This window comes from Rothia sp. HMSC075F09 (genome assembly GCF_001810515.1).
Classification (GTDB): Bacteria; Actinomycetota; Actinomycetes; order Actinomycetales; family Micrococcaceae; genus Rothia.
Genome location: NZ_KV801794.1, coordinates 79,889 through 93,568 on the forward strand (window position 1 = coordinate 79,889; position 13,680 = coordinate 93,568).

Genomic DNA, 13,680 nt, shown 5'->3' on the forward strand with positions numbered 1-13,680 from the left:
ACTTTAGTTTATGAACAGATAATTTATTGAGCTTTAATACTTTTTAATGTTTTCTGAGGGTATGACTCTCTTCTTTCTCGACCACCACAACATCACCGACACGCTCCCCTACCCCCGCGTACTCCGACTCGACGGCGAGGCGGCACCCACCGGAATACAGCTGCGCCCCGGTAGCGCACACCGGCAGGCTCTAGAGCAGGCGCTCAACCATGCCCTGCAACACTCTGCCGCCGGCGCGCACGCTCAGGCGCGGGATACAACGTTCCAGCTACTCCCCGCGCACGATAAGAACCCCGCCGGCGCCTCGAATGCGCCAAACAGCCACATCCCGAACGAATCTCAAACTCCGGGCGCGCCCGCCGTCAGCCTCCTGCACATTCTGCGCGGACCCGACGCGGGCGCAACCTTCCCCATCAGCCGCGGCCGCACCAGCCTCGGCAGGGTGGCTCTAGCTCCCCGCGGAGGAGAGCAGCCGCACCATATTCATCTGCAGGATCCCTTCCTCAAGCCGGTGCACGGTAGCTTCTACGCCGACAGCTCCGGCATCCGCTGGATCGAGAAACACCCCGCCGCAAGCGAGGGTAGCGAGAAGGTGCAGAGCAGTATGAAAGCACAGGGCGGCAAGAAGGTGCAGAGCGCCGAGCCGCGCATCCTGCGCTGGGACGAGCCTTTCCGCCTCGGCTCCTCACTCTGCATGCTCACCTCCCCTACAGGTCACGGCGAACGCACCACCACGAAGGCGAGCGCTACCGCTGCCCCCGGTTCTTCCCCGGGCGAGCCCGCGCAGATGCTCGCTCCCCTGGGCGATGCCGGAAACCCCTTTGAGCCGATGGTGGTGAACCCTCCCGCGCCGCGTAAGCTCAAGCAGATTCTGTTGAGCGTGTGCCTGCCGATTGTGGTGGGTCTGATTATTGCGCTGGTGACCGGTATGTGGTTCCTTCTGCTGATGTCTGCGGCGTCTTCACTGCTGATGCTTCTGCATTTCTTTGGTGGTCGGGCGGAGAACCGTGCCGCATCGCAGCAAACTCATCAGGCGGCTGAGCAGGAAAAGGAACGTGCCCTCGCCCTGCCGACCGCGGGCGATCTGGCGATTTCGGGCCCCTCTGCCCTGCATGATGCCGCCTACCCGGCTATTGTGCTCGGGTGCGGTCCCCGCCAGCCCTACCTGCGCGGCCGCAACCTCCCGCTGGGCACTCTGGAAAAGCAGGATGCGCCCCACTATCTGCCGCTACCCACCCCGACTCTCGGTCACTACCTGAATCTGGAGGAGGCGCATCTGCGCGCCTACCTGGTGCAGCTGGTGGCGGGTTATCCGGGTTCGGTGCACGTTCTGTTGGCGGGTGCTGAGAGCGCTGATCAGCAGCGCACCAATAGTCTCTTGCAGACTCTGGCTGTGGTGCCGGGCGTGAGCGTGCATTGTCTGCCGGACGTGCAGCAGGAGAAGTATCTGCAGGCCCTGCAGAGCAGCTTGCAGTCGGAGCTTTCTTCCTCGGTTCCGCCGCTGATTCTCATGCCGCAGCATGCGAGCGCGGTTTACGCTCCCCTGCTGACCGCACTAACCTCCGGTGCTATCGCTGAGGGTTCGCAATCCCGCGCGCTCTCCTCCCCGCGTGAGCAGAAGATGAACGCCCCTGCGCTCTGCGTGCTGGGCAGTGCTGAGGGTGATAATTCCGCACATGCACCCGGTGCGCTTTTTGGTGCCGCCTGGGTTGAGTGCGCGAGTGAGGGTAGCCACCGTCAAAGCATCCGTTACCGCGCGCAGGGCTATGCGATGCCTCCGGTGCAGCCCACCGAGGGTGTCTACCAGGTGCATCCTCTGGCGTGTGAGGGTCTGTGCCAGCACGCCGATGGGCTCAGCCTCGAGGCGTTCTGTGCCGCTCTTGAGAACCTGTACCGCGCCGGGTGCGAGCAGGAGCAGGGCGCGCTCGGTGAGGGGCAGGTGCACCAGTCGGCGCATCTGTTCTCATCTCTTCAGCAGCAGAACCGCGCCGATGACATGGCGGTGGAGTCTGTTCTGCAGCGCTGGTCCGCTCAGCGTTACGCCTCCGATATTCGCTGCTACCTGGGTGTTTCTTCGGGCGGTTCGCTGAATATTGGTTTATCTGAGCACGGTCCGCACTGGTTGCTCGGTGGCACGACCGGTGCTGGCAAATCGCAGCTGCTGCGTTCGCTGGTACTCAGCGCTGCGCTACGTTACCCGCCCGAGCGCCTCGGCCTGATTCTGGTGGACTTCAAGGGCTCGGCTGGTTTGGGTCCTCTGGCTCAGCTACCGCATGCGCTCAGCGTGTTGAGCAATTTTGATGTGTCCGCGGTGGAGCGTGCCCTCGAATTTTTGCGCGCAGATATTCACCGCCGCGAGGTGGATCTGCAGGCGCTCGGCGTGAACTCCTACCGCGACTACCTGGCGTCCTGCCAGGCGGCGGGTACCACTCCGCGCTATCCCGAGCTGCTGATCGTGGTGGACGAGTTCCGCATGCTCATCGATTCCATGCCGGACGCTATGGCTGAGCTGATGCGCATCGCCACGATTGGTCGCTCGCTGGGTCTGCACCTGGTGTTGGCGACTCAACGTCCGCAGGGCGCTATTTCACAGGATATTCGCGCCAATATTGCCACGAGTATCTGCTTGCGTGTGGCGAGCGCGCAGGATTCCTATAACCTGCTGGAGCATGAGTCTGCGGCGTATATTTCGGCGGCGCATCCGGGTGCCGGGTATGTGCGCCTGCCGGATGGCCGTTCCCTGCCGTTCCGCGCCCCGCTAGTGGATGCGGTCCCCTCAAGTAGCGATGCCCGTCCGGTGCAGGTGCTGGGTCTTGAGGATGGCGGCTGGCGTGAGCTGACTGCCGCTTCTGCCGTTCAGAAGGGCGGCGGTCATGAGGATGAGCTGCTGATTCGTTCAGCGCAGCAGATTCGTGCGCTCTATGAACTCGAGTACGCACCAAAGAATCTTCAGAAGAATGCGGCGGTTCAGGATGAGTACTGCCCGATTCCGCCGGAGCTTCCCGAGAGCACCCCGCTGCCCGTGCTGGAGGCGCAGGTGGGCGAACCTGTAGCCTACGGTATTGATCCGGCGGCTACCTCTCAGGTTGTAGATTCTAAAGAACCCGCCAATTCTGGCACCGCTTCCGCAGGGTACCTACTGGGCGAGCTGGAGATTGCCCGATACGGCGTGCGCCGCCCGATCAGCTGGTCGGGTCAGCAAGCGCTGGCGCTGCTGGCGCAGAGCGCCGAACGAGCCCCGATGCTTTACGGGCTTCTGATGCAGGCGTTCGCCACCCGCACGCCGGTTGTTCTGCTGACCTCTGACGGTGCGCTCCACCGCGACCTGGAACCCTACGCCGGTGCCTTTGAGACGCTCGTGGGTGCGCAGGAGCTTTCGCATCTGCGTTTCTGCCTGGAGGAGCTGCGCGTCCCGAACCTGTGGGGCACCGAGGCTACCACCCGCCCGCTCATTGTCGTGGACGGTCTGGACAGTTGGCTGGAGGCGCTGGTCCGCCAACCCGATACGGAGAACCTGCTCTACGATCTACTCTCGCAGGGGTGCCGTCGCGGCTATTCGGTGGTGTTCACCTCCGCGTTGAACCCGCGCGGTCGTTTCGCCGCTGCGGCGCATTCCACGCTGTTGAGCCGCCGCTTCTTGGAGGCCGATCTGATGCGTTCGACGAGCAAGGACTACCCGACCCCGGCGCAGAGCCACTACTGCGTGGAGGGTGCCATCAATGAGGAGTTAATCGGGGATCAGCCGCTGAGCGCTTCGATTCTTTCGCCCTGCGTTGCGGGTTTCCAGGAGCTGGTTCAGGTTCTGCGACGCAACGCGGCGAGCGCTTCGAGCGGGTCAAACACTCGCCCCGGCACTCTTCTGCGGCAGTTCCCCGAGTACTATCGCATGCCCTCGACCGAGTACGTGACCGCCGCCCACGCCGCATGCAATCCGCAGGGCGCTAAGCTGTTGGTCGCATTTGACCGCCGGCAGATGCCGGTGTGGTTGAGCGCCCCGGCTGGCGCGGTAGTTCCGGTGCAGGGTTCCCGGTCGGCGGGTAAAAGCACCCTGCTGAAAAGCATTGCTCGACTCAACCCGCAGCTGGATACCCTCGTCCTTGAGGGTTCTGGCGGCGCATCGGGTGATGGCGGCACGTCGGGTGAGCCGCCGAGCGTGGAGCGTACCCGCGCACTCCTGGACTCAGTGACAAACCCCGCGCGCACACTCGTGCTCATTGACGATCTGCAGTACCTGCAGCCCGCCGTTCAGCAGCTACTTCTGGAGCGTCGGGGCGAGTTCCGCGCGATGCTGGTCGCCTACACGCCCTGGCCGAGGCGCGCCTCCTCACCCCTGCTGGCTGCGCTCATGGGATGCTCGCGTGCGCTTCTGCTCGCGCCCGCGTCCCTAGCGGATGCTGACATGTGCACGGTGACCGCGCTGCCGCTGGATCGATTCACGCAGGGCGAGCAGCCCGCCGGTCGCATCGTGGTGGTCGATGGCGCCTCCGTGTGCGCGGCGCAGGTTCCCCTGGCACTGACCACGGCTGCACAGGCTGTAACAGCTACGCAGAAGGTGCCGGTAGCGGTCTAAAGCTGAGCACTCTAGCGCCGAGCTATCTAGGGTTTAGCGGCGTTAGGGGTTTACGCTCTAGGGGTTTAGCGGCGTCGGCGGCTGTACTTCTCCGCTTCTTCGCCCGACTCCTCAGTGACCGCCTCAATATAGCGGCGGCTGCTGGGCATGAGCACGAAGATGAAGGCAGTCGCCGCACCAATAACACCCGCAATCGTGATGGACTGGCCGATATTCAGGCCGTAAGCACTCACGTTCATGACGAGGGTGCTTGCGGTGACCCACAGGGTGCAGAGGGTAATCAGAATCATGGGCAGGCGCGAGCCGAAGCGACCACGGTAAAAACGCAGCCCAAAGTAGGTCATGCCCGCTGCAATGAGCACCTGGAGTACGCCGCCCACAATCGCCTGGGCGGTAGACATACCGCTGACAATAAAGGGGTAGAGGATGCCGCGAATCAGAATGTATGCCGCGAAGGTTTCGGTCAGGGCGAATGCGTAGATGACGTTGAACGGGCGTGACGTCACGGTGGGCTCCTCATGGGTAGTGGCGGGGCAGACCGGGGTGTATTCGGTCCGGCATGCTGGTATGTTTCCGATGCGCTAGTGCGTTAGCGGGTGGGCGCTCCCCTGTCTCGGGTTCACCGCCTCGTCATCGGTGCGGTATTTCAGGGGTAGGTACCGCTTTATATTATGCCTGAGGCGCCGCTCACCCGGCCGCCCGCATCTCATCTATGAGACGCGGCGCAGAATATGCGTGTCAGCATGCGATTCCCCACCCCCTCAATTAGACAAAGGTTTACCTAAGTGATAGATGCCTCAGTGTAATACTGAAAGTTTTTAGAGAAAAGTACTTGTCACATCCGCTCCAACGTGCGAAAGTTGATAAGTCAATTTTCACCCTAACGCTGGGTGAGCATCCCGTCAGCGGATGTATTTGACACGCGCACAGGAAAATAGATGTGTCTTGCCACCGCGTGAGACCGTAAATCATGAAGGAGGTCCACCGTGGATTGGCGTAGTCGTGCAGCTTGTTTGGACAAGGATCCGGAGCTGTTCTTCCCCGTAGGAAACACCGGACCTGCCCTGTTGCAAATTGAAGAGGCTAAGACTGTCTGCCGCTCTTGCGAGGTTGTAGACGTCTGCCTGAAGTGGGCCATCGAGACCGGCCAGGACTCCGGCGTATGGGGTGGCACCAGTGAAGACGAGCGTCGTGCGATGAAGCGTCGCGCAGCTCGTGCCCGCCGTGCATCCTAACTTCCGGAGTATTCAATAGGGCATCAAAAGCGTGGTGCAGTGATATAAAGTCACTGCACCACGCTTTTGTCATATACAGAACCTATCTAGACAGCAAACTGCCACCACCCCGTACTCGGGGCGGCGGCAGTTCTATATGTCATACGAGAAGGGGCTTAGACGAGCACCGCGGTGATGACCACGCGGGTACCGGTCGGTTCGTTAGCCTCCCAGCGGATTGAGCCGTTCAGCTCGCTTGCCACCAGGGTACGCACAATCTGCATGCCCAGGCCTTCCTTACCGGTCACCGGGCGGTAGGCGTTCGGGCCGGACTCTTCAATCTTCTTATCGCCCATGCCCTTACCGTCATCAGTAATCACGACGGTGAGGATGTTCTCACCCTCATCGTTGATGCCGCGAATACCCTCAAGGGTCACGGTGCCGGTCTCGCCGTCCAGGCCGTGCTCCACAGCGTTCGCGACAACCTCGTTGATAACCAGTGCCAGAGGGGTGGCGAACTGGCTCGGCAAAGATCCAAAGGAACCAATCAGCTTGGTAGACACGTGCTGACCGGGGGAAGCAAGCTCAGCGGCAAGGTGGAACTGACGCTCAATTAGCTCGTCAAAGTCGACGTTCTGAGTCAGACCCTGCGAAAGCGCCTCGTGCACGGTAGCAATCGTTGCCACGCGACGCATCGCCTGCTCCAGGCCCTGACGTGCCTCATCAGTGGTCATACGGCGTGACTGCAGGCGCAGTAGAGCGGACACGGTCTGCAGGTTGTTCTTCACGCGGTGGTGAATTTCGCGGATGGTCGCGTCCTTGGTCATGAGCTCCAGCTCGCGGCGGCGCAACTCGGTCACGTCACGGCAGAGAATCACGGCGCCCTCACGCTCGATGCGGGCGCGCCTCTGCACCAGCAGCGGGATGGATCGCATGGTCACGCGAGCACGGGCAATAACCAATTCGGTGCGCAGGTCGCTACGACCGGCAAGGACCAGCTGCAGGGTTTCGTCTGCCTGTTCACCGGCAGGAAGCATCGCACGGGTGACGTCGGCAAGGTTTTGCTTTTCGAGGTAGCCGGTCATGCCCATGCGGTTGTACATGGAGTTCGCGTTCGGGGAAGCGACGACCACACGGCCGGAGCGGTCGAGCACAATAATGCCATCAATCACGCGGGGGTTGCCCTGGGTGTTGTTGCCCTGAGCGAGGGGGTCGGGCCACAGGCCGGAGTGCACCATGGAGAGCATGGTGTCAGCGGCGAATTCGTAGACCTCGTCGCTGATGGAGGGGTAACCATTGGGGGTGGCAATCTTGTGGCTGGTCAGCAGTGCGATGGTGCGGTTATTGCGCACAATGGGCACAAAAGTCACGTGTACACGCGGTCGAGCACCGACGCCTTCACCGCTTCCCTCATCGGTGTAGGTGCTGATGTTCTGGTCAATCCAGACGCGGTATGCCTCGTCGCGGATTCCCTCGTCCATCTCGCGCTGAATGATGTCGCGGTGGAAGAGGGTTCGAACGTTGGAAGGGCGCACGTGAGCGATGGCACGGAAACTACTGGTTGCGCTGGGGCCGGATACGGCATCCGGGGAGCTGCCGTCGGCAACAATGTAGTCGGTGGGGAACCATAAAACCAGGTCGCTCTGGGCAATATCGGAGATGATCTGCCATTCACCCTTGATGAGGTGAATACGTTCAGTATCGCCAGGACCGAAGTCGTAGGCGCTCATAATTCCTTCTGCAAAAGACATATGTTTGTGTGCTTCCCTAAGTTCGGGTGTGTTCAACCATTTTACGGTTTGTTCGCCGCAAATCCCATTCAAACGACAATACGTGGAATAGTTTACAGAGCATTTCTTGAAGCAGGCTTTTATTCCCAAATATGACGCAGTGAGATGAGATGCACCCCTCAGTTGGATAGTGAGACATTCGCACCACGTCTCTGCCTTGGCCCTGGGTGAAGATGCAGAAAACCCGGCGTATCGGCGCTCCTCGTTCCGGGAGGAATACCGATAAACCGGGCCTCTAGCAAGCGCTAATTTATGCGGAGGGATTTACGCGCCGGGACTGCTGTTAAGCGCCGGGGCGCACCGCGTACATGCCCTCAAGCATCGCCTCGAAGGACTGCACGACCGCGTGGCGGGGTGCCACCTCCAGCAGCGCTTCGCCGTTGCGGCGCAGACGGTCCATGACCTTACGCTCGTACGGAATCACGCCGGTGAGCGACACCGACAGGTAGCGTGCCCAGTTATCGCGCATCTTCGCCTCCGGGTTGAATCCGGCGGCTTCGCGGCGGCTGCGGTTGAGCCAGTACTGCACATCCGTTTGGGGTGCGAACAGGTCCGGGCGCGACTGCACCTCGCGGGCGAGGTTAATCAGGCGCGGCAGGCCGATGACGTCCGCTTCGCCGAGCGCAATCACACGGTCGGCACAGGCGAGCGCGGTGAGGGTCGCGGCGTTACGGCGCGGTGCCAGGCCGTCAAAGGTCAGTTCCTCATCGACCTCGATGGGGGCGGCAACATCGCAGATGACCAGGTCGTAGCGGTGCTTGAGCCATTCGAGTACCTCGGCGAAAGCGCGGGCGCGCACCTCGGGCCAACGCGAGGAGGAGGTGATGCCGCTCAAGAAGTCGAAGGTGCCGTTTTTGAGGGGCACTCGCTCCATGATGGCGCCCGCCTTTTTCTCGTCGAGCTGGGCACGGTCGGCATCCGAGCAGAGAATTGCCAGGCCGGAGCCGGTATCCTCGAGCGCCATGAGCGCATCCAGGCTGGGCGCGTAGGTGTCTGCGTCGATGAGGCAGACCTGCTGACCCTGCTGCGCCGCGAGAGCGGCGAGATTGAATGCGATGGTGCTTCGGCCGGGCGCGCCGTGAGTGCCCCAGACGGTCACGATCTTGCCGAGGCGGTGGCCGGGCTGGTAGCGGGAGGGCGCGGCGGGGTCCTGGTTGATGTCGGGGTGTTGCGGCAGGGTACCGTCGTTGTTCTCGTTCTGCATGTGCAGGGCGTAGTCGCTACCGGGTGCGAAAGAGTCGACGATGGCGGCGGCCTGGCTGAGCACGGATTCCTCGTTGCTGGGCACAACGGAGGAGGCTTCCGCCGGGTCATGCGCGCCGGGTGCGCCGGGTGCGTTTCCGGCGGGGGCTGCGGGGTCGATTCCGTAACTTCCGTAGTCGGCACCGTAGGGCGCGCCGGCGTTTACGGCAGTACCCGCGGCGGGGTCGTAGCCGTAGCCGCCCGCCCCATGGCCAGCAGCTCCGTTATCGTAACCGTAACCGTAACCGCTGTCGTAGCCGTAGCCTGCGTCGTAGCCGTAACCGGCGTCCTGACCGTAGACGCCCTCCGGTCGGTGGGCAACAGGCTGAACGGGCGGCTGAGCCGGAATCTGCGCGGGAATACCGTAACCTGCGGCGGGTCGGGCGAGCGCCGCATCCACAGCCTGTTCGAGCGAGCCCAGGATCTCTTCGAGGGCCGCTTCGGGGCGAATGCGGTGCGCATGCGTGGGCAGCGGCAGGTTGTCCGGGGCGATAACCGCCAGGAGCACTTCGGAGGCGGCGAGCGCATCCACGGTGGAGGCGCTCATTTCTGCGGGCATGTGGACGCAGAGCAGCACGCGGGCAATGCCTGTGTGCGCCATGCCGACGGCTTCACTGAAGTCCTGCACGGTACGCGCTACGGAAACGCGGCCGCGCTGGGATTCGATGCGGGTCAGGAGCGAGCCGTCATCGCCGTAGAGAATGACGGGGATGTTCACTGGCCCTCCCCGTAGGTGCCGGGGATGAGGCTGATCTTGGAGTCGCTATTGCTTTCCTTGACGAGGGCGGCGAGGGCTTCTTCCTTGACCCACAGCTGCACGGTTGCTTTGCCGTTGGCGCCAAGCACGCCTTCATCGACCGTTACGGCAACGATTTCGGCATTGGTGACGATGGCGCGGGCACCGTTTTCGGTGCGGTTATCGCTCTTGGTGTCGGGGTTGCGCGGGCCGGAAGTCCACACGTCCACGCGCTCGCCTGCCTTCAGTGCGGAGGCGGCGGTGCGATCAATGCTGACGGTGGCGAGGCGGCGCCCCGGGGAGGTTTCAGTGCCTACCGATTCTTTGCTGATGAAGTTGCCGGCGGGGATGCGCTGGGTAGCGATTTTGCCGTTCATCTGTGCGGCTTCAGCGCGGGTGAAGTACTTGTCTTTGGCGGAGTCTATGTTCGCTTCGACTCGGGCGAGTTTGTCTTCGGTAATCTTCTCGCCGAGGCGGATTTCGCTTTTGGCGGTGTAGTACTCGGTTTTGCTGTTGTTGGCTTGCACGTAGAGCTGCACGCCGGTGATGGAGACGAGCACGAGAAGTACACCGAGGATGAATCGCCAGTCTTTGACGGTGGGCCTTTTGAGACGCTTGGCATGGGTTTCGGTGAGGGTGGAACGCTTCGTCGCGTTCTGTCGTATGCGCATGATGTGGTTGTGCCTTTCGGTGCGGAAGCCGGCGGTGATTCCGGTGTTGTTCAACTGACCGATGAGCGAGTGGTGTGTTTTCGATAGTGCTTTATTTGGTTCTGACACTAGCCCTAACAGCATATTTCATTTAGTACTCTCTCTCAACAAGAGTCGTGTTTATGAAATATTTTTGAGTCTTGCCCCTTTTGAAGGGGTGATTAGATAACTTTTCAGCTCATATAAGGCTTTTTGTGAGCAAATTTCACGGTGATGGCATATACTGAAAGTACTCAATAGATGTTCTGTATGGACTCTATGTAAAAGGCCACTAACGGTGGCTAAGGGGCCCAGGATTTCACTCACGGAAAGGAACAATTCGATGACTGCACCTCGTTTCCTCACTCTGAGCGACGTTGCCGAGGAGCTGCAGGTTTCGCTTTCGCAGGTGCGCGCTCTGGTGCGTAGCGGCGAACTTCCCGCCATTCAGATTGGTGGACGTAACCAGTGGCGTATTGAACGCTCTCGCTTTGAAGAGTACATTACCGAGCGCCACGAGCAGACTCTGGAGGCGATTGCTTCCGGCAAGCTCACTGCAAAGGCTAAGGTCGATTAGTATTTCGACGTACACCTCGCGGGCGTAATGCTCGAGTGTTTTAGAAAGGTCCGCTCCTCTCGCATGAGAGGGGCGGACCTTTTTGTATGTATTTATGCTTTGATGCGGGTGTTTATGCTTGTCGGGTAGGACATTACACTAAGGCCCTTTCCGACGGCATCACCCGCTATTTGTCGCATATTTTTAGCGTGAAATGCGGGCAATCACCGCGCTGACGCGAGCCAGCGGAATGGTGCGCACGCCGGCGCCGCGAGGTGCACGGGAGTAGCCGGAGGCACCCTGACCGTAACCAGCCTGCCCATAACCACCCTGACCATAGGTTCCCTGCGCGCTGTAGGCTGCACGCGCGTACTGGTCGCGTTCATAGATGCGCGGGTACTGGCCGCCGTTGAGCAGGCGCAGTTCAAGGAAGTCGGCACCGACTCGCTCGATCACGCCGTCGTAGCTGACGGTGCCACCCTCGAGGGAGAGGCGGACGGGTTCGCGCGCCATGGCGAGGGAGCGGAGGGCGAGCTGAATTTTCATGCGGTAGCGTTCGGGGCGAATATCGGCGCGCCCAGGCGCGATGCCACCTTCCCACCAGAGCATTCCGCGCAGGGGGATGATGATGTTCTCGCCGCGCGCTTCGATGCTGACCCATTCTTCGCCAACCATTTCGAGTTTGCCTTCGTAGGTTTGCATGTCGGTGGCGCAGATGCGGATGGGGCCGCCGACCTGCGCGAGGAGGCGGTCGTCGAGGGTGATGGTGGAGTACTGGACGCGGGCGACTTGGCGGGCGTCCTGTTCCATATCCCAGGCGCGTTCGGAGGCGAGGCGCGCCTCAATGTCTCGTAGGAACTTTTCCATTCTCATGCTATGACCCTACCTGAGGATGGGGGCGGATACGAACCGGGACATTTTCTGGTCAGATGATGATTCTCAAACCTGATTTTTATACCAAATTCCACCAAATTATATGTTTTTCATGCATTTTGATGCTTTTTGCTTCATTTTTAGCGTGACTTCCTGTATAAATGAAGCAACACCAAAACACATCAAACACACCATTTGGAGGTCATTGTGGACCATCTTTCCACGCCGGGTCAGGCGCCCGCAGCCTTCGCTTCGCATCCCCTTGCATCCGTTGCTTCTCTGGCATCCGGCGCTGACGCAGGTCACGAAACCAGCACCAAAGCTAGCTACCAGGATGCTCTGCTCTTCATCGCCCCTCCCCTACTTTCCGCCGCGGTCTTGGGCGCGTTAAGCGTGAATCTGCACCGCATCCCCTCGGCACACCCGCTGGCAGATGCTTCGTTGCTCTGCGCTGGCGCGGTAGCAATCCTCATTACCGCCTGGTGGTTCATCAGTTTTATCTACGCGCTCTTCTACGCTTGGTCTTTGCGCGTTTCGAGCCACAACGCTGACCGCGCGGTGCTGAAGGTTCCGGCAATTTTCCGTCCGCGTTTTATGCGCCGCATCGTTCTGACACTTGGCGGCACGGCTCTTGGAGTGGGGGCGGTCTTGGCTCCCGCGCAAGCTACGGTGGTTACGCCCAGCAACACCGGGGTAAACGGCACGGAGGGCATGCCGCAAACGACTATTTCGGCGGTCATGACCACAGACTCAATGGGCGCTGCAGCTTCAATGGGCACCGCGACGGCAGATGCCAGCCCGGGCTCCAACGCAGATGCGGCTCTCTCCGATACGGCCCCGGATCAGTCCGCTACTCCTCTGGCACTCTCTGCTGAGGTTCCCGATATTCCCCTGGCTCCTCAGCCTTCGGAGGCGGCAGGCTCGCTGCAGGATCGCAGCCCGTTCTTCTCCCCACCCCGCGCTGAGGCGGGCACCTACTCCTACACGGTCCAGGCGGGCGATACGCTCTGGTCAATTGCCGCCGAGCAGCTGGGTGAAGGCACCGACGCCTCCACCATTTACGACTACACTCTCGATATTTACGAGGCGAATAAGGACGCTCTGGGTCAGAACGCCGAGCTGCTCTACGAGGGGCAGGTTCTACAGATCCCCGAACAGCCCGTTCACTAACCTCACCCGCGTCTTCCACCCCATTCCGCCTCATCCCAACAGTCTTTCGTTCGCTCGACTCACCTCACATACCCCTGCACCGAAAGGAGCCGTCATGAGCTTCTCCAACCTTCTCCCCCGTTCCCCGTGGACCCCGCCGCATCAGCCTGCCTCCCGCGACAACCAGCCTGCCAGCCCGTATTCAAAGCGTCAGGCGGCTCGCACCTCCCAGCCGGTGGCTCAGTCGGTGCCCCAGCCCGCGAGTGCCGAGCAGGTCGCTCCGCTACCGGAGCAGGGGCAGGGCACGATGGCTCTGGTGCAGAGGCGGAACAGCGCGTCGGTCTATTCGCTGTTGCCGCTGCCGCGTTATGAGCAGCATTCGGCGCAACGCCCGAAGGTAGTGAAGAGGGGCCGCCCGCTGCGTCCTGCGGATGCATTGGCTCGCCAGTTGGAGGGTCGTTGCGCGGGTGTGGCGATTGCTTACCTGGAGATCATGTCGGCTCGTCGTTCGCGTCAGCAGCTGGCGCAGTGGGTGTCAGCAGATTGTTTCCACCGTCTGCTACCGTTCTTCCCCAAAAATCCGCGTCAGGTGCGCAAGGAGATGCTGTTGACTCTTCCGCCGGTTCTGCTGCGGGTGCGAGCGCAGAAGGTGCACGAGGAGCTTTACGAGGCGGTGGCGCTATTGCGTTGTGCGGATAAGGTTCGCGTGGTGACCATGCAGATGCGGCTGATTCACGGCATGTGGCTGATTACCTCCATCGAGCAGCCGCAGAGCCGCTTGGACGAAGACTAAGGCTTCCCCGGCTTCCCCTACAAAACACACAGACAAACAGAGAGGGTGCGAATCCGGTATTGGATTCG

The 13,680-nt window shown here is 61.2% G+C and carries 10 protein-coding genes; 5 read left to right on the forward strand and 5 right to left on the reverse strand.

Going from position 1 to position 13,680, the window contains the following annotated elements; genetic code table 11:
• The first annotated feature begins 61 nt into the window (after positions 1–61).
• Positions 62–4,570, forward strand: coding sequence for an FtsK/SpoIIIE domain-containing protein (locus tag HMPREF2749_RS07225; protein WP_246823515.1), 4,509 nt, complete (start codon positions 62–64; stop codon positions 4,568–4,570).
• A 65-nt stretch (positions 4,571–4,635) separates the two neighbouring features.
• Here HMPREF2749_RS07225 and HMPREF2749_RS07230 read toward each other — a convergent pair whose 3' ends face one another.
• Positions 4,636–5,076 (reverse strand): hypothetical protein, encoded by a 441-nt coding sequence (locus tag HMPREF2749_RS07230; protein WP_049345783.1) that lies wholly within the window; start codon positions 5,074–5,076, stop codon positions 4,636–4,638.
• Positions 5,077–5,556: 480 nt separating this feature from the next.
• Here HMPREF2749_RS07230 and HMPREF2749_RS07235 point away from each other — a divergent pair, with 480 nt between their 5' ends.
• Positions 5,557–5,805: a WhiB family transcriptional regulator gene (locus HMPREF2749_RS07235; RefSeq protein ID WP_005505386.1), complete on the forward strand. Its 249-nt coding sequence runs from the start codon at positions 5,557–5,559 to the stop codon at positions 5,803–5,805.
• A 155-nt stretch (positions 5,806–5,960) separates the two neighbouring features.
• Here HMPREF2749_RS07235 and HMPREF2749_RS07240 read toward each other — a convergent pair whose 3' ends face one another.
• From HMPREF2749_RS07240 to HMPREF2749_RS07250, 3 genes are all read right to left on the reverse strand, one after another.
• The gene (locus HMPREF2749_RS07240) at positions 5,961–7,535 is read right to left on the reverse strand and encodes a sensor histidine kinase (protein WP_070593922.1); all 1,575 of its coding nucleotides are present in this window, start codon (positions 7,533–7,535) and stop codon (positions 5,961–5,963) included.
• 322 nt (positions 7,536–7,857) lie between these two features.
• Positions 7,858–9,534, reverse strand: coding sequence for a CpaE/TadZ family protein (locus tag HMPREF2749_RS07245; RefSeq protein ID WP_070593924.1), 1,677 nt, complete (start codon positions 9,532–9,534; stop codon positions 7,858–7,860).
• Entirely contained in the window at positions 9,531–10,223 is a 693-nt protein-coding gene (locus tag HMPREF2749_RS07250; RefSeq protein ID WP_049342226.1) for an SAF domain-containing protein, read from the reverse strand. Before HMPREF2749_RS07250 ends, HMPREF2749_RS07245 begins: the two co-directional genes overlap by 4 nt.
• Positions 10,224–10,584: 361 nt before the next feature.
• Here HMPREF2749_RS07250 and HMPREF2749_RS07255 point away from each other — a divergent pair, with 361 nt between their 5' ends.
• Positions 10,585–10,818 carry a helix-turn-helix domain-containing protein gene (locus HMPREF2749_RS07255; RefSeq protein ID WP_005505378.1) on the forward strand — a complete coding sequence of 78 codons (234 nt, stop codon included), beginning with the start codon at positions 10,585–10,587 and terminating at the stop codon, positions 10,816–10,818.
• Positions 10,819–11,001: 183 nt separating this feature from the next.
• Here HMPREF2749_RS07255 and HMPREF2749_RS07260 read toward each other — a convergent pair whose 3' ends face one another.
• Positions 11,002–11,664: a histidine kinase gene (locus HMPREF2749_RS07260; RefSeq protein WP_236146102.1), complete on the reverse strand. Its 663-nt coding sequence runs from the start codon at positions 11,662–11,664 to the stop codon at positions 11,002–11,004.
• A 213-nt stretch (positions 11,665–11,877) separates the two neighbouring features.
• Here HMPREF2749_RS07260 and HMPREF2749_RS07265 point away from each other — a divergent pair, with 213 nt between their 5' ends.
• Together HMPREF2749_RS07265 and HMPREF2749_RS07270 are read left to right on the forward strand one after the other, a co-directional pair.
• The gene (locus HMPREF2749_RS07265; protein ID WP_070593942.1) at positions 11,878–12,840 is read left to right on the forward strand and encodes a LysM peptidoglycan-binding domain-containing protein; all 963 of its coding nucleotides are present in this window, start codon (positions 11,878–11,880) and stop codon (positions 12,838–12,840) included.
• A gap of 94 nt (positions 12,841–12,934) precedes the next feature.
• Entirely contained in the window at positions 12,935–13,612 is a 678-nt protein-coding gene (locus tag HMPREF2749_RS07270; RefSeq protein ID WP_049342198.1) for an Rv3235 family protein, read from the forward strand.
• The last annotated feature ends 68 nt before the right edge of the window (positions 13,613–13,680 follow it).

Bases quoted from the DNA above. Each gene is read 5' to 3' on its own strand.
- HMPREF2749_RS07225 (WP_246823515.1), top strand. From the start codon at position 62: ATGACTCTCTTCTTTCTCGACCACCACAACATCACCGACACGCTCCCC.
- HMPREF2749_RS07240 (WP_070593922.1), bottom strand. From the start codon at position 7,535: ATGTCTTTTGCAGAAGGAATTATGAGCGCCTACGACTTCGGTCCTGGC.
- HMPREF2749_RS07250 (WP_049342226.1), bottom strand. From the start codon at position 10,223: ATGCGCATACGACAGAACGCGACGAAGCGTTCCACCCTCACCGAAACC.
- HMPREF2749_RS07255 (WP_005505378.1), top strand. From the start codon at position 10,585: ATGACTGCACCTCGTTTCCTCACTCTGAGCGACGTTGCCGAGGAGCTG.
- HMPREF2749_RS07260 (WP_236146102.1), bottom strand. From the start codon at position 11,664: ATGGAAAAGTTCCTACGAGACATTGAGGCGCGCCTCGCCTCCGAACGC.
- HMPREF2749_RS07270 (WP_049342198.1), top strand. From the start codon at position 12,935: ATGAGCTTCTCCAACCTTCTCCCCCGTTCCCCGTGGACCCCGCCGCAT.